The 20,930-nt window shown below is 71.2% G+C and carries 16 protein-coding genes; 8 read left to right on the top strand and 8 right to left on the bottom strand.

The window, feature by feature from the left end; translation table 11 throughout:
- Positions 1 to 7: 7 nt before the first annotated feature.
- The 3 genes from RWS82_RS07765 to RWS82_RS07755 all read left to right on the top strand — a co-directional run bounded on the left by RWS82_RS07765 (position 8) and on the right by RWS82_RS07755 (position 2,496).
- The gene (locus tag RWS82_RS07765) at positions 8 to 457 is read left to right on the top strand and encodes a MarR family transcriptional regulator (RefSeq protein ID WP_314648485.1); all 450 of its coding nucleotides are present in this window, start codon (positions 8 to 10) and stop codon (positions 455 to 457) included.
- Between the two features lie 37 nt (positions 458 to 494).
- Positions 495 to 1,187, top strand: a complete 693-nt coding sequence (locus RWS82_RS07760) for an aspartate/glutamate racemase family protein (protein ID WP_314648483.1) — start codon at positions 495 to 497, stop codon at positions 1,185 to 1,187.
- 127 nt (positions 1,188 to 1,314) lie between these two features.
- The gene (locus RWS82_RS07755) at positions 1,315 to 2,496 is read left to right on the top strand and encodes an alcohol dehydrogenase catalytic domain-containing protein (protein ID WP_314648481.1); all 1,182 of its coding nucleotides are present in this window, start codon (positions 1,315 to 1,317) and stop codon (positions 2,494 to 2,496) included.
- A gap of 84 nt (positions 2,497 to 2,580) precedes the next feature.
- Here the strand turns inward: RWS82_RS07755 and RWS82_RS07750 are convergent, their stop codons facing one another.
- Positions 2,581 to 2,862, bottom strand: coding sequence for a hypothetical protein (locus RWS82_RS07750; protein ID WP_314648478.1), 282 nt, complete (start codon positions 2,860 to 2,862; stop codon positions 2,581 to 2,583).
- Positions 2,859 to 3,083 (bottom strand): hypothetical protein, encoded by a 225-nt coding sequence (locus RWS82_RS07745; protein ID WP_314648476.1) that lies wholly within the window; start codon positions 3,081 to 3,083, stop codon positions 2,859 to 2,861. Before RWS82_RS07745 ends, RWS82_RS07750 begins: the two co-directional genes overlap by 4 nt.
- A 146-nt stretch (positions 3,084 to 3,229) precedes the next feature.
- Here RWS82_RS07745 and RWS82_RS07740 point away from each other — a divergent pair, with 146 nt between their 5' ends.
- The 3 genes from RWS82_RS07740 to RWS82_RS07730 all read left to right on the top strand — a co-directional run bounded on the left by RWS82_RS07740 (position 3,230) and on the right by RWS82_RS07730 (position 6,556).
- The gene (locus RWS82_RS07740; RefSeq protein ID WP_314648474.1) at positions 3,230 to 3,994 is read left to right on the top strand and encodes a hypothetical protein; all 765 of its coding nucleotides are present in this window, start codon (positions 3,230 to 3,232) and stop codon (positions 3,992 to 3,994) included.
- Positions 3,995 to 4,093: 99 nt separating this feature from the next.
- On the top strand, positions 4,094 to 5,713 hold the full coding sequence (locus RWS82_RS07735) for a serine/threonine-protein kinase (RefSeq protein WP_314648471.1): 1,620 nt from the start codon (positions 4,094 to 4,096) through the stop codon (positions 5,711 to 5,713).
- A gap of 84 nt (positions 5,714 to 5,797) precedes the next feature.
- Complete coding sequence (locus RWS82_RS07730) at positions 5,798 to 6,556, top strand: DUF3800 domain-containing protein (protein WP_314648469.1); 759 nt, start codon at positions 5,798 to 5,800, stop codon at positions 6,554 to 6,556.
- 161 nt (positions 6,557 to 6,717) lie between these two features.
- Here the strand turns inward: RWS82_RS07730 and RWS82_RS07725 are convergent, their stop codons facing one another.
- The gene (locus RWS82_RS07725; RefSeq protein ID WP_314648466.1) at positions 6,718 to 8,322 is read right to left on the bottom strand and encodes a LuxR C-terminal-related transcriptional regulator; all 1,605 of its coding nucleotides are present in this window, start codon (positions 8,320 to 8,322) and stop codon (positions 6,718 to 6,720) included.
- Between the two features lie 296 nt (positions 8,323 to 8,618).
- On the opposite strand from RWS82_RS07725, the gene RWS82_RS07720 reads away from it, so the two are divergent.
- Positions 8,619 to 9,296, top strand: coding sequence for a DUF6766 family protein (locus tag RWS82_RS07720; RefSeq protein WP_314648464.1), 678 nt, complete (start codon positions 8,619 to 8,621; stop codon positions 9,294 to 9,296).
- A gap of 129 nt (positions 9,297 to 9,425) precedes the next feature.
- Here the strand turns inward: RWS82_RS07720 and RWS82_RS07715 are convergent, their stop codons facing one another.
- The 5 genes from RWS82_RS07715 to RWS82_RS07695 form a co-directional block, all read right to left on the bottom strand.
- On the bottom strand, positions 9,426 to 14,474 hold the full coding sequence (locus RWS82_RS07715) for a hypothetical protein (protein WP_314648461.1): 5,049 nt from the start codon (positions 14,472 to 14,474) through the stop codon (positions 9,426 to 9,428).
- Positions 14,475 to 14,650: 176 nt separating this feature from the next.
- Complete coding sequence (locus RWS82_RS07710) at positions 14,651 to 18,124, bottom strand: SdrD B-like domain-containing protein (RefSeq protein ID WP_314648459.1); 3,474 nt, start codon at positions 18,122 to 18,124, stop codon at positions 14,651 to 14,653.
- Positions 18,125 to 18,354: 230 nt separating this feature from the next.
- A complete protein-coding gene (locus tag RWS82_RS07705; RefSeq protein ID WP_314648456.1) occupies positions 18,355 to 18,807 on the bottom strand; it encodes a DUF2243 domain-containing protein in 453 nt (150 codons plus the stop codon).
- A 5-nt stretch (positions 18,808 to 18,812) separates the two neighbouring features.
- Positions 18,813 to 19,706, bottom strand: a complete 894-nt coding sequence (locus tag RWS82_RS07700; protein WP_314648453.1) for a cytochrome c oxidase assembly protein — start codon at positions 19,704 to 19,706, stop codon at positions 18,813 to 18,815.
- 106 nt (positions 19,707 to 19,812) lie between these two features.
- A complete protein-coding gene (locus tag RWS82_RS07695) occupies positions 19,813 to 20,157 on the bottom strand; it encodes a hypothetical protein (protein ID WP_314648450.1) in 345 nt (114 codons plus the stop codon).
- Positions 20,158 to 20,302: 145 nt separating this feature from the next.
- Here RWS82_RS07695 and RWS82_RS07690 point away from each other — a divergent pair, with 145 nt between their 5' ends.
- Positions 20,303 to 20,917, top strand: coding sequence for a cyclodeaminase/cyclohydrolase family protein (locus RWS82_RS07690; protein WP_314648447.1), 615 nt, complete (start codon positions 20,303 to 20,305; stop codon positions 20,915 to 20,917).
- Positions 20,918 to 20,930 lie beyond the last annotated feature (13 nt).

Here is a 20,930-nt window from a genome sequence, read left to right as displayed (position 1 = left end):
ATCCGCCATGGGCATCTCCGACGACGCCGTCGAGATCCGCGCACACGGATGGCGCACGCTCGCCGCCCTGCACGGGCTCATCGAAGCCGAACTGGAACGCGCCCTCGCCGCCTCCGTCGGCCTGTCGGTGGTCGAGTACACGGTGCTCGACGCCCTCAACCGCCAAGACGGATGGCACATGCGCATGCAGCAACTCGCTCGCGCCGCCGCGCTCAGCCCGAGCGCGACCACGCGTCTCGTCACGCGCCTCGAAGACCGCGGACTGCTCACGCGAGTACTGTGCGCCGACGACCGCCGCGGCATCTACACCGAGCTCACCCCTGCGGGCCGCGCCCTCTACGACCGTGCGCATCCGATCCATGACGAAACGCTGGAGCGCGCCCTCGACGACGCCGTCGACCGACCCGAGCTCGCCCCCGTCGTGCACGCGCTGCAGCAGACCGCGGCGCTCGCCTGACCGCTGACCTGAGGGCGCCGGCCGCTACCCTGGGGCCATGAAGACGATCGGTGTTCTCGGCGGGATGAGCTGGGAGTCCTCCCTCGAGTGGTACCGGCTGGCGAACGAGCGCGTCGCGGCGCGACTCGGCGGCTACCACTCCGCTCGCGTGATCCTCGACTCGCTCGACTTCGCCGAGATCGAGGCGATGCAGGCCCGCGACGACTGGGACGCCGCGGGTGCGCTGCTCGCCGACCGGGCCCGTGCGCTCGAGACCGCCGGTGCCGACCTGCTGGTGCTCGCGACGAACACCATGCATCTCGTCGCCGACCGGATCACGGATGCCGTGGGCATCCCCTTCCTGCACATCGCCGACGCGGCCGGCGCCGCCGTTTCGGCCGCGGGCGTCGAGACCGTCGGTCTGCTCGGCACGGCCTTCACCATGGAGAAGCCGTTCTACGCCGAGAGGCTCGCGGCGCAGGGCATCCGCACGATCGTGCCCGAGGCCGACGACCGACGCACGGTACACGACGTCATCTACGGCGAACTGGTGCACGGCGTGGTGCGCGACGAGTCGCGGCGGAGCTACGTCGAGGTCGTCGACCGTCTGATCGCCCGCGGCGCGCAGGGCGTGATCCTCGGATGCACCGAGATCGAGCTGCTCCTCTCGGCCGACGATGTCGTGGTGCCGGTGTTCCCCACCACCGCGCTGCACGTCGAGGCGGCCGTCGACGCCGCACTCGCCGACTGAGGCGCGGCGTGGCTTCCCCGGCGCCTGACCTCTTTCGTCTCATCGTCGGTCTGTCAACCGGGTAGGCGTCCGGTCGGATGACGACGAGCGTGGAGCCCGTCCACCCCCCACGCGAACGGAGCACACGATGAAGGCACTCACCTGGCAGGGCACCCGCGACGTGACGGTCGAGGAGGTGCCGGACCCGGTCATCCAGGAGCCGACGGATGCGATCGTCCGCATCACCTCTTCGGCGATCTGCGGCTCCGACCTGCACCTGTACGAGCTGCTCGGCCCGTTCATCGACCGCGGAGACATCCTCGGCCACGAGCCGATGGGCGTCGTCGTCGAGGTCGGGTCGGGCGTGACCACGCTCAAGCCCGGCGACCGCGTCGTCATCCCCTTCAACATCTCGTGCGGCGAGTGCTTCATGTGCAGGCACGGCTTCCAGTCGCAGTGCGAGACCACGCAGGTGCGCGAGTACGGCAGCGGCGCCGCGCTGTTCGGCTACACGAAGCTGTACGGGCAGGTACCCGGCGGTCAGGCCGAGTTCCTGCGCGTGCCGCTCGCCGACTACAACCACGTCCTCGTCGGGCACGAGCTTCCCGACGAGCGCTACCTCTTCCTCAGCGACATCCTGCCGACGGCCTGGCAGGGCGTCGAGTACGCGCAGGTGCCCGAGGGCGGCACGCTCGCCGTCATGGGACTCGGCCCCGTGGGCCAGTTCGTGGCGCGCATCGGCCGACACCGCGGGTACCGGGTGCTGGCCGTGGAGCCCGTCGCCGAGCGCCGTGCGATGGCCGAACGGCACGGCATCGAGACATTCGACCTCACCGACACCGTCGTCGACGAGCTGCGCGACCTGACCGAGGGGCGCGGAGCCGACGGCGTGGTGGATGCGGTCGGCCTGGAGGCGCACGGAAACTCCGGCGTCGAGCTCATGCAGAAGGCCGTGGGCCTGCTGCCCGATGCGGCAGCGCGCCAGATGCTCGACAAGGCCGGGGTCGACCGCCTCGCGGCGGTCTACGCGTCGATCGACACGGTGCGCCGCGGCGGCACGGTCTCGCTGAGCGGCGTCTACGCGGGCGACGCCGACATCATGCCGATGAAGACCCTGTTCGACAAGCAGATCAGCCTGCGGATGGGCCAGTGCAACGTGAAGCGGTGGATCGACGATCTGCTTCCGCTCGTCGAGGATTCCGCCGACCCGCTCGGCGTGATGGACCTCACCACACATCACGCGCCGCTCGAAGACGCCCCGGGTCTCTACAGCACGTTCCAGAAGAAGGAGGACGGCTGCATCAAGGTGGTCCTCCACCCCGGCTCCTGACACACGACATGCGGGATCGATATGTCGGCTCCGGAAGGCATCCGGGGTGACATATCGATCCCGCACGGGACCGTGTGGCGGCGATCAGTCGGGGCGGCGGTTGCCGATACCCGGCTCGTCGTTGTGCTCGGAGTTGTAGGAGTCGGCCTCCGCCGCGGCGGTGCCGTCGGTGAACTCGTCGACACCCACAGCGGCGGCCGCACCGGAGTCGGCGCCTCCTCCGCCCGCGGGCACCTCGCCCGCACCCGCACCGTCACGCGTGCGCTCTTCGAGCAGTTCGGTGAAGCGCTCCTGCGCCTCGGCGCCGCCGGGCATCTGCGGGTTCGCGGCGTCGACGCCGGCGCCCTGGTTCTCGATGCCGCTCATTCGTCGCGCTCCTCGACCTCGTCGGGCGAGTCGGCTATGCCCAGGTCGGGGTCGGTGTTGACACCGCCGCCGATGGCATCCTGACCGGCGATGCGCGCCTCGGCCGACACGTCGTCGTCGGGCAGCGTCGAGTCGTCGTTCTCGACCAGGTCCTCCTCTTCGGGCAGGACCGTGGGTTCCTGCGAGCTGATGGAGTTGATGAGTCCCTCGGGGTTCGACATGCTGCTCCTCTCGTCGGGGGTGGTGCATCCAGACTGCCGCTCGGGCCGGTCTGCGACAGGCCCGTTGACACGCTCCCCTCCACGGCGTAGCAGGGCCGTTCGGAGCATCCGACCGCGATATGCCAGGCTGGTCGCGAGGGGGAGACATGACGAAGGTGTGGCAGTTCTACGCGCAGTCGGCCCGCAGGAACCCGACCGATCTCTGGATCTCGGTGGCGACCGTGCTCCTCACGCTCGTGCTCGGCGTGGGCGTGCTCGTGTCGTCGACCGACTTCGCGTTCGCGGTGCTCGCGGCGCAGGTGCTGCTCGGGGCCCTCGACGTGCGATTCGGCTTCCAGCGGGCGACGCGGCCGGCCCCCGATGCCCGTGGCGCGCGCAGGCGATCGCAACCCGACCCGGATGCCGCGTTCCCGGCCTTCCTGTTGCTGGTCCCCCTCGTCACCACCGTCCTCGGCTTCTGGTGGATCATGCCCGGGCTGCAGGCCGACGACACGCCCCCGGCGATGGCCCTGCTGCTGTGGCTGATCATCTCGTACGCGGCGATGCTGCTGTCGATCCTGGTGGCCGCGTTCCTGCTCTTCCCCCTCGAGCTCGTCGGCCGCGGTCTCATCCACGCGATCCGCGGTCGCTTCGCCCAGGCCGTGCCCCTGGTGATCGGCGGCATCTACATCCTGCTCGTGCCCGCATTCGGCGTCGCCGGGGCGCTGGCCCTCGACGATCTGCCCCCTTTCCCCTTCGCCGGTTACGGGATCATCGCGGGTCTGCTCGGGGTCGGCGGTCGGTACTCGATCGAGAGCGAGGGATGGCTGTGGGTCACCCGGCTGCTGTTCGTGCTGATCCTCATCCCGCTGCTCGGCCTGCTGCGCGTGCGCCGCGACCGGCGGAACGACGTCCGCACCCCCGTCGAGTGACGGCGAAACAGGTATCGCGCCCCACGTCAAGGGGGGTTTTCCGCTGATTCTGCGGCACTAACGTCATCAGACGTAGGAGCGCAGCGGCGAGGAGACCACATGCCCGAGGGGACGACGCCGACGGCTGCCCTGCTCGACGGGCGCTACCAGGTCGGTGAGAGCCTCGGTCGAGGGGGCATGTCGACGGTCTACCGCGCCGAAGACACGTATCTCGAGCGCACCGTGGCGATCAAGATCCTCCGCGACGACGACCAGCTCGTCGGATTCTCCGACCGCATGCACACCGAGAAGGCACTGCAGGCCTCGCTCAGCCATCCGTCGCTCGTGACGCTGTTCGACGCGCGCCTCGAGCGCACCGGCCCGCGCTACCTCGTGATGGAGTTCATCGACGGGCCGACGCTCGCCGACCGGATGTTCGCCGGACCTCTGCCGGCCGAGCAGGTCGCCGCGCTGGCGCAGGATCTCGCCGAGGCGCTGAGCGCGGTGCACGCCGCGGGCATCGTGCACCGCGACGTCAAGCCGTCGAACGTGCTGCTCGCCCCGCGCAAAGCCGGACGCACGACCGCGAAGCTCGCCGACTTCGGCATCGCCTGCGAGATCGACGCGCCCGCGATGACCTCCCCCGGTGTGGTGATGGGGACGCTGGCGTACATGGCACCCGAGCAGGTGCGCGGTCAGCGCGTGACCCCGGCCGGCGACGTGTTCTCGCTCGGACTGGTGCTGCTCGAAGCCCTCACCGGGGAGCGCGGCTACCCCGCCGCCGTCGGCATCGCCGCCGCCGTCGCGCGGGTCAGCGGGCCGCCCGAGATCCCGGAGGACATCGACCCCGGCTGGCGCGACCTGCTCGATCGGATGACGCGCACCGAACCGTCGGAGCGGCCGACCGCCGACGAGGTCGCCGCGGCCGCCCACATGCTCGCACCGAGAACGACCACCGGCTCGCCCGCGGCGGCACCCGTAGCGGGAGCCGCCTCCCGTGCAGCAGCACGGAAAGCGGCCGCGGTCGGCGCGGGGGCGGCGGGGGGAGGCGCAGCCGCCTCGGTCGGCGCGGGAGTGGCGGGGGTCGGCGCAGCCGCCTCCGTCGGCGCGGGGGCAGTAGCCGGCGCAGGGGCGGCGGAGTCCGCACACCCCGCAACAGGCGCGACGTCAGCCTCCGACGCACCGGCCACGATGGCTCTCGGTACGTCCGGATCGCCCTCCGGCCCCGGCATCGCCGCGCACACCCCGGCCGAGCGCCGGGCCGCGGCCGAGCATCCGACCGCCGTGATGGACGTGGTGCCCCTTCGTCGCAACCGTCAGCACCGACCGCAGCCCCGTCGTCGCCCGGTCGCCCGCACGGCGTCGGCCGTGCTCGCCGGGGTACTGCTGCTCGGGGCAGGCGGCGCCGGTACGGCCGCCCTGCTCGGCGCGGGCGCCCCGACCTCGCCGCGCATCGCCGCCGTCACGGCCGTGCGCACGCCGGCCGAGGCGCCGGCCGACGGCGTCGAGCAGGCGACCGTCGAGCAGGCGACGCAGCAGCAGGCGACGCAGGAGCAGGCGACGCAGCAGGCCGTCGCGCCGCAGCCCGCCCAGGAAGCCGTCGTCGAGCCGGCAACCCCTCAGGACAGCGCCCCCGACAACTCGAGCAAGGGCTCCGAGAAGGCGAAAGAGGCGAGCCAGCAGCAGGGCCCGCCGTCGTGGAGCGGCAATAAGGGCCCCGGCAAGAAGGACGACGAGTAACGCCGCGCCAGCGCTCGGCCGGAGGCCGACCGGCTGCGTCCACAGGGAACCTGCGGAGGCGCCGCGCTCGGCCATGATATCGGGATGCATCTCTGCTACATCGACGATTCCGGGGACTCGAAACACGGCGTGACCCTGACTGCACTGCTGATCGCGGAAAAGGACTGGTCGTCGGTACTGGCGTTCTGGCTGCGGGGGCGCCGAGAGATCTTCAAGGAGTTCGGTGTACTCAAGAACCGGGAGATTCACGCGAACCATCTCTACAAAGGGCGCAAGAACTATTGCGCGACACCGCAGGAGAACGCGCGCTTCGGTACCGCCAAGAGGGCGGCTGCGGGCCGGGTCCTCCTGAGTTGGTTGGCGCGCGCGTCCTTCATTGCCGTCACCTTCGGCACCAGCGAGGTCTCGAAGCCCGGAGCGTATGCTCGCGCCATCGCGGCGCTCGAGGATTGGGCAGCCGAGCAAGACACGTACCTGTTGATCTTCTACGACGGACAACAGGGCATGACCGCGCCGGAGCAGGAGGTGACTGCCGAACACCGGCGCGAGCTATGGGAGCGGGCGGTCAGAGACGCGAAACCCTACCGAGCCGTGCACCGCGACCTCGACATCGCCGACCGTCGCATCATCGAGGATCCGATCATGCAAGACAGTAGGTACAGCCAGCTCATCCAGGCTGTCGACTTGATCGCCTATGGGGCCTTCCACCTCCACAAACAGAACCATCCGGAAATCTGGGGCACCCAGTCGCCGGTGGTGCGGGAAGCGATCGTCGCTTACATGCGAATACGAAGGCACTGGCCCGAGGCTGCGGACGATGGCGTGATCTGGTTGGACGATTAACGCAAGAACCCCCGGCGGGCCGGGGGTTCTTGGGTTGCAAGACCCCGTGGACAACCTCAGGGGATGTATAGGGCCTTGCGGCATCGATTCTACCAGCCCGGCCGTGACCGGGCTATGGGCGCGGCCGACGTCCGACGACTCTCATCACGCCCGGTCCCGGCTCAGAGCAGACCGAGGTCATAGGCGGCGGCGACGGCCTCGTCCCGCGTCGCGACGCCAAGACGCTGGTACAGCGCTCGTGCGTGCGACTTCACCGTGTTGATCGACAGGTGCGAGCCCGAGGCGATGGCCTGCAGACTCATCCCCCGATCGAGGCCTTCCAGCACCCGACGCTGCTGCGGGGTGATGCGCACGCGATCGTCGTCGAGCGCGGCGACCTCGCGGGCCCCCTGCGTGTCGGCGAGGTCGGCGCCGAGAGCCGAGCGCGCAGCGGCCGGCACGGCGAGCCAGGTGCTGAGCAATCCCCGCTCGCGCACCGATGCCGCCAGGTCGCTGTACTCCCCCTCGACCGGACGGGCGGCGCGTGCGGCCGCATGCGTGGCCAGCGCCCCGAGCCGTTCGCGGGTCGTGCGACTCGCGCCGAGCGCCTCCACGGCACGTCGGGCGGCGAGCGGTGCGTCGCCCGCGGCGAGCGCCAGCCGTGCGCGGGTGAGACGGGCGATGTGGTGGTCGGCGTGGTCGGCGGCGGCTCGCTGCGCCTGGGCATCCTGCCGTAGCGACAGCAGCAGTTCGACCTCGGCGTGGGTGAGTAACGGGCCGAGCGTGCTGCCCTCCCCGAGCCAGGACTCGAAACGCATCTTGTCGTCGCGCACCGACTGCAGCGTGCCCAGACGGTCGCCCCACACCAGCGCGTGTCGCGCCCGGGCGTAAGTCACGGCGGGCCCCCATCCCTGCTCGGCGTTGACCGGCTGGTCGAGCATCCGCAGGGCTGCCTCGGCGTCGTCGCGACGCAACGACTCGATACCGATGATCGCGCGTGCCGTGTCGGCGGTGAGCGCGATGCGCGAGGAGAACCACCCCTCGACGTCTGGCGCGGCATCGTGCCGGGCCACCCAGGCCGACGCCTGCTCAATGTCGCCGTCGAGCGCGAGGAACAGGGCGGCCTTGCCGGCCGCGTCGCGCTGCACGTAATCGACGCGGGAGTCGCCGCTGCGTTCGTACGCATCGCGCAGGCTGAGCACGGCACCGGCGAGATCATCGGCGAGCCCGCGCGTGATCCCCGCCTGCAGCAACGCCGCGGGTACGCGCGATGCGACCAGCCCCGGTCGGTGGACGGCCGCGATGCGGCTGAAGCGCTCGACCAGCGACGCCAGCCGGATGGCGCGGGGGAATCGCCCCCGCACCCGCAGCGCGATCATGCGGGAGGCGGCGACGCTCAGCAGGCTGAGGGCCCGGTCGGAGCGTGCCAGCGCCTCGAGCTCGTCGAGGTCGTCGGCATCGGGCAGAGCGGCGCTTCCCAGCATGCGGTCGACCGCGTCGGCCGAGGAGTGCAGGCGGATGTCGCGCACGGCCGCCGCGCGGGCGTCGAGCTCGAACGCGTCGAGGGGGATGAGGCGCAGAGCCTCGTCGAGCAACTGGCCGGGTTCGTCGAGCAGAGCCGACCAGTGCGCGCCGACGAGCCGCACCGCGCGTGCCCAGTCGCGCGAGTCGAGTGCGCGGCGCACGTCGCGTTCGACGTCGGCCACGTCGGCGTCGTCGTCGAGGGAAGCGGTGGCGATGTCGTCGCGCCCTGTTGCCGGCGCGGTTCCGTGGGGGTCGCTCGTCATGATCGTCGTTCCTCGGGGTCTCCCTCCGAGAATATCGGTGAGCCAATGCGATGCGGGATATCCGAACCGTCCGACGCGTGCAACCCTCTGCGCGCCCGACGACCACGTGTCTATGGTGCAGCCAGGACAGCCACGCCCCGGCCGAGCCGAGACGCTGGCGGTGGAGAGAGGAGAGAACCATGTCGGATGAGACGCCCCCGGTCGGCGCGATGCGGATGGCCTTCTGGTCGTGGATGGGCATCATCGTCGTCGGCCTCGCGGTGATGATCGTGCTCCCCCTGGCGGGGAGGTGACCCATGCGTCGATTCGTGCGCGACTGCGGCCTCAGCCTCGCGTTCCTCACCATCTTCGCGCTGACGCTCGTCGGCCAGTCGTTCGCCGGTCTGGCCTACACGAACGAGGAGCTGGCCCAGCACGGCCAGCCGCCCGTCGGCTATCTCGAGTTCGTCACCTCGTCGGACTTCCTCGTCGATGTCGCCGAGAACTGGCAGTCGGAGTTCCTCCAGTTCTTCCTCTTCATCCTCGCGACGATCTGGTTCATCCAGCGCGGGTCGCCCGAGTCGAAGAAGCCCGGCGACGAGGGGGTCGGCACCGATGCCGACCAGTACGTCGGCCGGTACGCCCGGCCCGATTCGCCGCGGTGGGCGAAGGTCACGGGCATCCGTCGGTGGATCTACTCGAACTCGCTGCTGGTGGTCATGGGCGCGATCTTCCTCCTGTCGTGGTTCGCCCAGTCGCTGGCCGGCACCACCGTGGCGAACGAGCAGAACGCGCAGCACGGCCTCCCGCCCGACACGTGGCTGGACTACGTGCTCTCGCCCGAGTTCTGGAACCGCACGCTGCAGAACTGGCAGTCGGAGTTCTTGGCCGTGGGCGCGATGGTCGCGTTCTCGATCTACCTGCGCCAGCGCGGGTCGAGCGAGTCGAAGCCGGTGGGCACCCCGCACCACACGAGCAGCGTCGAAGCGGAGTGAGCGCGGCGCGGTGAGACACCGCATCCGCCGGGTGAGACCTCACATCCGCCGTGAGACGACACGCGTGGGGCGCGGTCTCACGGCGGATGCGGTGTCTCGGCGGAGCATCCGGAGCGCTCCGCCGAGACCTCAGGCGGCGCGTCGCCGCCGTCCCACCAGGAGTCCCCCGACCCCGGCGAGCAGAAGGACGATCGCGAGGGCGAGCACCGCCCGCGACTCCGCACCCGTGGTGGCGAGCGGGTCGCTCGCTCCCGGTGCAGCGACCGTCACGGCCTCCACCTCGACCACGGCCGACGCCTCGGCAGCAGCCGTCGCGTCACCGACACCCGAGGCCGACGCCGTTGCCAGGTTCACGACCTCGCCGGCCGCGGCCTGTTCGGCGGTGATGCGGTAGTCGTCGACCGCTGCGCATTCCACGGATGCCCCGGGCGCGATCTCCGCGGCCGCGCAGTCCACGGCTCCGGCCATCGGGTCGGACACGGCGAGGTCGCGCAGGGTGGCGGCGCCGTCGTTCGTGACCGTGAACGTCCATTGGATGCTGTCGCGCACCGTCGTTCGTCCGTCGCCGTCGGCGTCGATCGCCGTGCCGGTCTTGGTCAGCGCGAGCGACACCGCTCCCACGAAGGGGAGGGTGCTCGTCGACGGACCCGCGAGCACGGGCACCTCGGAGCGCGGGGCGAGCGCCGACGCCGAGGCGGTATTCGTGAGCCCGCCCGCGTCGATGTCGGCCTGCGTCACCTCGTACGACGCGGTGCAGTCGACCCACTGACCGGGCAGCAGACCGTCGGCGTCGCAGACGATGTCGGACAGCTCCCCGGTTCCGGTGAACTCCTCCTCCGCGACGGCGACGTCGGTCATCGTCACGTTTCCGGTGTTCGTCACGCGGAAGCGGTACTCGACCTCCTGTCCCGCCTCCTCGATCCCCGCGACGTCGGCGCTCTTGACGATCGAGACGGCGGGCGCGGGGGTGAAGGGCAGGTCGGCACGCGAGGCCGGCGAGCGCACCGGTCCACCGGCCCCCGTCGCCGTGGCGACGGCCGTGTTCGACAGGCCACCGGCATCCACATCGGCCTGGGTCACCGTGTATGTCGCCTCGCAGACCACCTGGTCATCGATCGCGAGCTCGTCGGCCCCGTCGGCGCACACCACCGGAGACAGGTCGCCCGTGCCGGTGAACGCGGTCTCGTCGATCGCGACGTCGCGCAGCGGCACGTTGCCGGCGTTCGTCACCACGAAGGAGTAGACGACCTCGTCGCCCGCCACCAGCGCATCGGTCGACACCGACTTGGTGAGCGTGATCGCCGGGGCGGGTGTGACCGCGACGACGGCCGTCGATGCGTTCGACACGGGTGCGTCGACGCCGGCGGGAGCGGATGCCGTCGCCACGGCGGTGTTGCTCACGCGACCCGCGGCGATGTCGTCCTGCGTGAGGGTGTAGGTCGCCGTACAGGTCAGCACGGCCTGCGGGGCGAGCGGACCCGTCGGGCAGGTGACGACCGGCGCGCTCACGCCCGAGCCCGTGAACGCGCGCTCGTCGACGCGCACATCGGTGAGCGTGACGTCGCCCTCGTTCACCACCCGGAACGCGTAGGCGACCGGAGTGCCGGCGGCGATCACCGCATCGGGGGTGACCGACTTGGTGAGCGACAGCGCCGCCGTGCGCACCACCTGATCGGTGTCGTCGTCGGATGCCGTGAGCGACGCCTGCGCGTCGGCGGGATCGGATGCCGCGACCGAGGCCGCGTTGGTGAGCACGTCGATCGCCTCGGCACTCTGCCGCACCCGCACCGTCACCGACACCTGGGTCGACGACGCATCCGGAGCCTCGCCGATCGCACCCTCGTCGTTCGGGGCGGCGGCCGGGGCGAGCGCGGCCAGCGGCCAGGTCACCGTGCCGCCCGCACCGTCGTCGGACGCGCCGGAGAGGGTGCCGCCGGCCGAGGCCGACACGAACTGCAGGTGGGCGGGGAGCACGTCGGTCACGACGGCGCCCTCGACGCTCTCACCGACGAGCCGGTTCGCGACGGTGATCGTGTAGGTGTACTCGTCGCCGATGGAGATGCGGTCGCGGCCGTCGTCCTTCGCCAGCGTGAGCGCGGGCTCGCCGGCGATGACCTGCATGCACGCCTGCGTCGTGTCGTTCGCGGGGACGCCGTCGTAGTACTCGCCGTCGACGGTGGCGTCGACGCACACGGCATCCGCACCCTCGACCGCGGTCACCGGCAGGTTCAGTGCGACCGGCTCGCCCTGCGCAACCACTCCACCGGTCGGCTCGCATGTCAGGGTCGTTCCCCCGGCGACGGGAGCGGGCCCGTCGGGCGAGGTGCAGACCCAGCCGTCGAACTCCAGCGCGGTGACCGTGAGCGCCGCGGGCACGTCGACGACGACCCGGGCCGGGGCATCCGTCGCACCGCTGTTGTTCGTCACCAGGAACGGCACGACGCCGGGGCGGTCGACCTGCAGGGGCAATCGCGCGGGCGCCGCGGCCGAGAGATCGGACTCGACCACCCGCGCGCACACGGCCCGGGGTTCGGTGGGCGACGTCGTCGCGCTGTCGATCGCCACCGAGTTGCAGGCGATGTCGCCGTTCACCGGGTCTCCGACGACCGCGGCGACGTAGGTGAACGAGCGCGACTGACCGGCGGCGAGCGTGCCGCCCACGACCGCGCGGATCGCCATGGCGCCGTCGGCGTCGGCGTTCCACGTGTTCGCGCAGCCCGTCGGACCGCCCGCGAAGACCTCGGGACGGCAGGGGTTCACGGCGTCCGAGTAGCTGAGGGTCACGCCGGCGCCTGCCGTGGCCGAGGCGAGGCTCTCGGCGAAGGTCGAACCGCGCGAGACGCCCGCGGTGGTCGCCGTGAGCCCCGTGTCGCCGGGGTGGGGCAGCACGTCGTAGGCGATGACCCCGGTCTGCGCCGTCGAGCCGTTGTTCGTGATGGTCACGCGGTAGGTGATGTCGTTCGTGGTGGGCGAGACCGGCACGGGAACGTCCGGATTCGAGCGCCACTCGCAGCCGCCGGGTGCCGAGGCCACCGGGTAGCAGATCTCCTTGAGCACGTTGAGGGCCGTGGTCGCCCCGACCGTCACGTTCGCGCCGACATAGGCCCAGCTCTCGGTCACGTCACCGTCGCCGTCGAGGTCGGGGGCGTCGACGAAGCGGAAGTTGCCGTTGTTGCCCCAGATCGCGGTGTTGGGGCCGTAGTTGTGCCCCGCGTCACCCATGTAAAAGATCGCGTTGCCGGTGCTGCCGCCCGCGACCGCCGTGGTGGGCGTCGCCTGCACGGTCATGGTCGGCCACGTCTCGTTGGCACCCCACACGGTGCCGGCCGCACGCGACGCGTATACGGCCTGACGCTGCTGGCCGCTGATGGTCACGGTCTTGTACTCGAATGAGAACCCGGAGGCCGCGGCGATGGCGGCGGAGTTCGGGATGATGTCCCAGCCCACCGGGGCGACGTACACGTACTGCCCCTCGAACGGTGTGCCCGGTTCGACGTCGGCCGTCGACGCGTTCAGCGAGTAGGTGACCGGTGTGCCCACGACGGGCTGACCGCCACCCGCGACCGAGACGCCGAGGGTCGGGCGGAAGTAGACCGGACGGGGAACCGCGGTGACGGTGTACGACGCGTCGCCCAGGTCGAGGTCGGCGAGGTCGGTGCCCGGGTAGCTCATGGTGGCCGACGCCGTGTTGGTGCGCTCCCACCCTTCGTTCGGCACGTCATCGCCGACGCTGTAGTAGTACCGCACCTGCGCCTCGGTGCGCGCCGTCTGGCTCGACTCCTCGAGGTTCGGGCCGTTCAGCGGCGCCGTCACGACCGTCGCGGCGGTGAGGAACCGGCCGGCGGGGGCGTTGTAGTTCGCGACGTCGGAGACGGTACCCGTGGTCCCGTCGTCGAGCGTGAACCGCACCGAGCCGCGCGTGCCGACGAGGGCGACCCCGTACACCGGAAGGCCGGCCTGGCCGAGTTCGTCGTCGACCACGGTCGCGACACCGGGCACGTTGGCGCGGTTGGCGAGGCGCACGTACCAGTAGTGACCCGACTGGCGCTCCCACACCAGGGGGTCGGTCGCGGTGCCCGCGTCGCGGGTCGAGCTCTTGCCGTCGAGGATGGCACTGGCGAACGGCTCGCAGGCGTTGACCCGGTGCGAGCGGCTGGCGGTCGCGGTCTTCACCGTGCCACTGAGGTAGGTCATCGACACGTCGAGGCGGTTGGTCATGTCGACCACGCAGCTCTCGCCGTCGACGATCGAGTCGGGGTACCGCACCGTGACGGTGCGCGGCTGGCCGAGGTTGTTCAGCGGGCCCCACCCGGGCGCGGCGCCCTGACCCGAGGCGGTCCAGGTGACGGTGTTCGTGGCGGGATCGTGCACGCCGCCGTTGCTCGCCGAGACGAAGATCGCGTCCTCGTCGAGGTGGTCGGTGACGGTGTAGTCGCGCGCGCACTCGTATGCGGGCTCGCCGTGCCCGGCGGTGCTGCGCTCCCACTGGCAGCTCGCCGACATGTAGAGCGTGTACGTGTAGTCGCTCTCGGTGCGCGCGAGGTCGGGCGACGCGACCGAGACGCGGGGGTCGGGCGTGGCGATGTGCCAGGTGATCTGATCGGTCGCGGTGACGGGGTCGAGCCCGGTGGCCGAGAGCGTGACGGATGCCGGCACGACCTGCCCCTCGGGGAAGAACGACGCCGGGTCCACACCCACACCGCGGCTCTGGAAGCGGTAGGTCATCTGAAACGAGCCGCTCGTGCCGGGCGCGAGGGTGCCGAGCTGCACGGTCTGGCCCGCCGCGGCGCTGCTCGTGACGACGTTGCCCGGCAGCGAGGTGCTCGCGTACGCCGAGAAGCGCTGGGTGCCGTAATACGGGTCGACGATCTGCGGGGCCACCCGCACGACGGCCGACGCGCACTGCACCGGGCCGCAGCTGTACGAGACGTTGAGCTTGTAGAACCACTCGTCGCCGTTGGACCGGTCGGCGATCTGCGCCTGCAGGTCGGTGATCGGCTGGTTCGTGATGCCGTCGAGGTATTCGACCTGCACGACGAGGTCGCCCGGGGCGGCGGTCGCAGCGACCGGAGCGACCAGGATGCCTCCGATCGCGGTGACGACCCCGAGCACGGCGGCGATCAGGGGGCGTAGGCGACCGGTTCCGAGGCGCGCGCGACGACGGGTTCTCTGTGACATGGGGACTCCCTCTCCGAGCACGAACCTAGGGTCCACGGATTCAGCAAATGCACGGAAACGAGAAAACTCACCCCCATTTCACCCGTGCCGGCGCGAGGCACCACCGAAAGATGGCACCCCGCGCCGGAGCGGGTTCAACGGCGCAGGCGGGTGCTACGAGCGGATGCTCGAGCCCGTCACGCGCGACGCCGGCGGGTGATCACGGCCACCGCACCACCGGCGAGCGCGAGCAGCGCGGCCAGGGCGGCGAGGCCCATCGGCCCCTCGGCCCCGGTGGTCGCGAGCTCGTTCACCCCGGGGGTGCCGGGGCGGGCCGGGTCGACGGGCGTCTCTCCGCCACCGGGGGTGCCGGGCAGCTCGGCGGCCGGAAGCCGCACGATCACGCCGGCATCCCACGTCGGGTCGATGCCCTCGGTCGCACGCACGTCGGCCCACGGGTAGTCGCGGGTCAGGTGCACGTTGTCGGGTCCGAGCACGATCGTCTGCGTCAGGCCCGTCTGCCGGTCGGCATCCGAGTCCGCGACGTCGTCGGCACCGGCATCCGCCTGCGTGAACACGTACGTCTTCTTCTGCTCGTCGGTCAGCGTGAAGCGCACGCGGTACTCGCCCGCGGGCAGCTCGTCGAACAGGTACCGACCGCGTGCGTCGGTGGCCGTGGTCGCGATGACCTCGTCACCGCGCAGCAGCTCGACCGTGACGCCGGGCAGCACCTGCTCGTCGTCGTCCTGTCGACCGTCGCTGTTCGCGTCGATCCAGGTGACGTCGCCGATCGCGTACGTCTTCTCAGGCTCGACGGTCACGCCCGGCGTGTTGAAGAGCACGACATCGTCGGATGCCCCGCTCTCGGCCACGGTGATCCGGGTGAGTTGCGTCGCCTTCTGGTACCCCGAGGGGGCGACGTCCTCGCGCAGCCAGTACGTGCCGGCCGCCGCCACCGTCGGGGTGGCCCCGTCGGCGGTGAGGATTGAGCCGTCGACGACGCGCAGGTCGCCGAGCACGACGGTGGCCTGGTCGTCGGCGAGCACCGAGAAGCGCGCTCCGGCGTCGGTGATGAGCTTCGCGGCGTCGGTGCTGTCGCGCTTGAGCAGGTTCAACGGCAGATCGTTGGTCGGGGTGACGGTCGCCCCGCTCGCTCCGATCATGTTGGTGATGCCGACGTTCGGCTCGAAGTCGACGACGCGCACCGCGAAGTACAGCGTCACGGTCTGTCCGCTCACGAGGCGTCCGCGCTCGAGCGTCACGGTGTCGTCGGCCGCGTCGTACGACGCGGTGAGACCCGACCCGGGCACGGCGTAGCGGGTGCCGTCGATCGTGCGCCCCGTGGCGACGTCTGCGGGGTCGACCCAGCCGACGAACTCCACGCCGGTCGGCAGCACGTCGACGACGTCTTCGACCATGTTCGTGAACGTGCCGTGCGGCATCAGCTCGACGCGGTAGACGAACTCATCGCGCACGAGCGCGCCCTCGGCATCCGTCTCGACCCGCAGGCTGCCGGTGAACGCGTCGTTCGCGGCGTCGTAGACGCGCTTGCGCACCTCCATCTCGTTGCCGAAGCTCGTCGCGGTCGAGCGCGACGTCGACGTGTACACGATCTCCTCGTCTGCCCCCTCGTAGCGGGCGGAGTTCTGCACGTCGAGCGTCTGCTTGCCCTGCAGCGCCTGCAGCGGAAGGTCGACGGTGATCGACCAGCGCTTGGTGAAGGGCGCCGCTGCGGATGCTCCCCACGCCGCGTCCTTCGGGAACTCGGCGTTCGGCGCGATCACGAGTCGGCCGTCGTCGTCGAGCGAGACGTCGAAGGTGTCGGCGTCGAGCGGGAAGTTGCTGTCGTACGCACCGGTGATCGAGTCCGCGATGGCGGGCAGCGTCGCCGGGGTGACGTCGAACACCTCGTGGTCGATCTCATCGACGATGCGCGCGGTCGAGGCGTCGCCGACGTTCGCACCGATCGTGAAGGTGTATGGGATGGTCGTCGCCGTGCCGGGGGTCACCGAGACGGTGCCGCCCTGGGTGGTCTTCGAGAATCGACTCGGGTCGTCGACCCCGCCGCTCGTGTCCTTCGGCACGGTGACGGTCGTCGTCGCCGACTTCGTCTCCCACGTGCCGTCGGCGTACACGAAGTACGCGTCGTTCTGCACGCGGTAGTTCGTGGAGTACTGGTCGCCGCCGCTGGCGTTCTTCGGCAGGGCCGTGATCGACGCGGCCGCGCGCAGCTGGTAGCTCTTCGATACGTCGGCGCCGAGGTTCACGTACAGGTTCCGACCGTCGATCGCATAGGTGAAGCGGTACTCGTCGGCGGCGATGGCCTGCTCGTACCCGCCCTCGATGCCCCGTGCGGGCGTGAGCGCGATCGTCGCTCCGGTCTGGTCGGTCATCGTCAGGAACCCCTCCGCATCCGCGCGCCACACCGCCTCCTCGGGCAGCGTGTCGCGCACGACGACGTTGCGCGTCAGCGCGAAGGGGCCGTCGGCGAACGGGGCGAAGACGGTGAGGTCGGCCCGCAGGGAGTAGGTGACGGCGAGGGGCTGATCGAGCGCAGCGCCCGCAGGCAACTGCTCGTCGAGGCGCACGGCGGTGGGATCGACGGCCTTGCCGAAGGCCGAACCCGTGCCGGGGCGATCCTGACCCTTCACGCTGCCGCGGATGGCGGTGCTCGTGCGGTGCTTCTGACCCGAGACGTCGACCTCGTTGGTGAGCGACACGGCGTACGATCCGCCGTTCACGCGGTCGACCGCGTCGTAGGCCTTCTGCAGGTCGTCGCGGATCGCGGCGAGCGCGGCGGCGTCGGCGATGCGTGCCCGGTAGGTGAAGGTGTAGACGGAGTTCGCCTCGGCGCGGAAGGAGTGGGTGAAGGTCGCGCCGCCGATCGACGGCAGACCGGAGACCGGCGAGGTCACCGGGTTGAGGTCGTCGGCGTCACGCACGGTCTTGGTGCCCGCGAGCGAGCCCTCGACGAAGGCGAGGTGCGCGCCCAGCGTGTCGGTGAGAACGATGTCGCGGGCCTCGGCGCTCGACACGGTCACGGTGTACGGAAGGGTGGCGTCGAGCGCGCTGTCGGGGATCACGACACGGCCGTCGACCACCGAGTGCGGGATCGCGACGGTGCCGACGGTCTTGTTCGACCCGGTGGCGGTGGCCTGCGGGGACTCGCCCGGCTTCACGACGATGACCTTCTGCGTGGTCGGGGTGCCGCCGATGTTCCAGACGAGTTCCCGCACCTCGCTCTTCTCGATCGTCTCGACGGTGAACGAGAGGTCGAGCACGCCCTGATTGACGTCGCCGGGGAAGGGGTCGGCGAAAGCGACGACGAGTCGACCGTCGGCATCCATCGCGAGCGATCGCACGGCGGTGTTGCCGGTCGGCACGACGAGTGCCTTCTCGGGGATGGTGATTCCCTCGGGCAGGTCGATCGCGACCACGGCTCCGTCGTCCATGCTGCCGTAGCCGAGCTGGAACGCGTAGGTCCCGCCCTCGGTGAGAACGGGGGTGCCGTCGTGCACGCTGCCGGAGTCGACGGGGAAGACGGTCACACCCCCGCCCGCGGCGAACGCCGGGGCGCTGAGGCCGCCGACGGCGAGGAGGGCGGCGAGGATGCCCGCCAGCCAGTGGATGAGAGTGCGCGCGCGGGATCGCCGCACCGTGTACTGAGACATCGGATACTCCAGAACGGTTCAGGAGGCGCGCCGAATGGGGTGCACGCCTCTGCGTCGGTACCGGGTTGCGGTACGCGTGACCGCACGGATGTCAACCGTGCGATCAGGGGGCCCGGGATGGCCCACCAATGAAGAGAACACGGATGCGCCGTTTCATGACGCGAAGTTGCGGGTGAACCGAGGGTGAAGTTCGTCGGGCCACGGACTCACCCCCGCGCTGCGCAGACGCGTCAGGCGTCGTGCGGTACGGCGGGGCGGTGGCGCGAGACGAGCACCGTCACGGCGATCCCGGCGACGAGCAGCACCGCGCCCGCGCCGACCCAGGCGATGTCGTAGGGAAGCAGGTCGACGCCGTATCGCACCTGATGCACCCGCAGCAGTTTGTGATGCACGACCCCGTCGAAGACCTGGAACAGCCCGGCGCCGACGAGAAGCCCCGCGACGACGTCGATGCCACGGAAGCCCGCGCGCCGCCTCGCGTCGAGCAGCAGGAACACCCCGGCCACCGCGACAGCGAGCTCGCCCGCGTGCAGCAGCCCGTCCGACAGCAGCCCGATCGCCGGGGTGCCGCGGTCGTAGAAGTGGTGCCAGGCCAGGATCTGGTGGAAGACGATCTCGTCGACGGCGGCCATGACGGCGACCCCGAGCAGCGGACCGGCGATCCAGGCGCGCGTGCGCAGCATCCGCCTCATGACCGTGCTCCCGCAGACGCCGGGGCGTTCCCCGTGGCCGCCTCCGACGCGATCGACGACACCGGCACCGGCGTCGCGCGCCCCGCGCCACGTCCGACGCCGTCGCGGCGCCCGGTCGCGCGGAACCACTCGAGTCCGAGAAGCACGAGCAGCGCCGCGTCGACGAGATCGCCACCGTAGATCATCAGCTGCGCGCCCGCCTCGACGTCGGCCACCGGAAGCCCGGCGGGCGGGTTCGCGTACAGGGCCTTCGCGATGATGGCGTGCACGGCGAGCGCGACGACGAGCACGCCGACGCGCAGACGGAACGGACTGCGGTGTGGATTCGGGTCGACCGCGATGACGGATGCCGTGAACAGCACTCCGGCGAGGAGCACGTGCGCCATCACCACGATGTGCAGCAGCGGATTGCGGTGAACGACCTCGAACACCGGGGTCAGGTACAGCACGGCCAGCCCGCCGAGGGAGAGCACCGCGGCGACGATCGGATGCGTCAGCACACGAGCGATCGGACTGCGCAGCACCGCGCTCACCCGCCGCGCCGGTTCGATGCTGAACGATCGGAGGGCGAGGGTGACCGGCGCCGCGAGCACGAGCAGCAGGGGGGCGATCATGCCGACGAGCAGGTGCGCGGCCATGTGCGCGACGAACGAGTCGTGCGCCGCCGCGGCGAGGGGTCCGACGGTGCCGAGCCAGACCGCTGCGACACCGGCCGTCCAGGCGGCGATGCGCACACCGGGCCACGGGCCGCGTCCGCGCTGCGCCCCGAGCGCTGCGCAGGTGTACACGATCGCGGCGGCGACGAACGGCGCGGCGAGCGCGGCGTCGCCGATGCCCACCGTGGCGAGGCCTGCGCCGTGGTGATGCACGTGCGCCGAGACGCTGTCCATCGTTCCCCCTCCGCTCGCCGTGCGTCGACGCTATGGCGACGCGCGCGCGGCGACGGAGGGGCTTGACTACCGGTGCGGGGCGTGCCGAGGGCGCAGTGCGGGCGGGTCAGCCGGCCGTCTGCGGCGCGCGGCGGCGGTGCACCTCGACCGCGAGGCCGCCCAGCGCCACGAGCAGCAGGGCACCGCTCGCCGCCGCGATGGGCAGAGCGCCGCGGGTGTCGACGGCGCGCTCGTCGTCGGCGTCCCTCGCGGGCACCGGCGCGTGCGACGAGCCCGTCGGCGGCGAGACGGCACCGGCCGCGGTGACGTCGGCGGTCGCCGAGAACGGGACGGCAACGGGTGACGCGGCGGCGGGTTCCGCCGCGAGGACGGCGCCTCCGACCAGCAGGGCACTGGCCGTCGAGGCGAGAAGGGCGCGCTGGAGGCGCGCGCGAACGCGGGTGCTCCCCATCAGGGACGATCTCCTTGGTGGCTTCGGGTAAAAGCCGTTCGGATGCCGGGCATTCCCCCCGTCTACCTCGCCCGGAGAACTGTAGACGCAGGAGAGCATACCCCCTCCGGGTGCAGGAACAGTGGAGGGTCGTAGGGTGGCACGCATGTCGGATAACGCGCACGTGCCCACCTCCCTGCCGATGGATGCCTGGCTCGCCGCCCTCGCGAAGCCGGCGGGAGCGCCGGGCGGCGGTGCCGCGTGCGGTGTGGTGCTCGCCGTCTCGGCCGGGCTGCTGCACATGGTCGCCGGCTACACCGACGATCCCCGGGCCGAGGAGTGCGCCGACCGCGTCGCACACGCTCGACGTGCGGCGCTCGATGCCGCCGAGGCCGACGGCATCCGCTCGGCCGACTTCGGCGCCGCGCTCGCGCTGCCGTCCGACGACCCCGAGCGCGATGCGCGCGTGCGCGACGCCGCCCTGTCGGCCTCGCGATCGTCGATCGAGGTCGGCGCGATCGGTCGGGGTCTCGTGCCCGACCTCGCCCTGCTCGCCGAGATCGGCAACCCCGCGGTGCGCGCCGATCTCGCCATCGCCGCCGAGACGCTCGCGGTCGGCATCTCGGGTGCCGCGATCAACCTGCGCGCCGACCTCGCCCTCGCGACGAAGCACGGCGCCGACGCGTCCGAGCGATCGCGTCTCGACGAGGCGGCCGCGGCCCTCGACGATGACCGCGGCCGTACGATCGAGATCGCCGCGCGCATCCGCGCGAAGATGTGACTACCATTTCAGC

Source organism: uncultured Microbacterium sp. (genome assembly GCF_963528945.1).
GTDB lineage: Bacteria > Actinomycetota > Actinomycetes > Actinomycetales > Microbacteriaceae > Microbacterium.
This window is presented reverse-complemented; position numbering and strand designations above follow the sequence as displayed.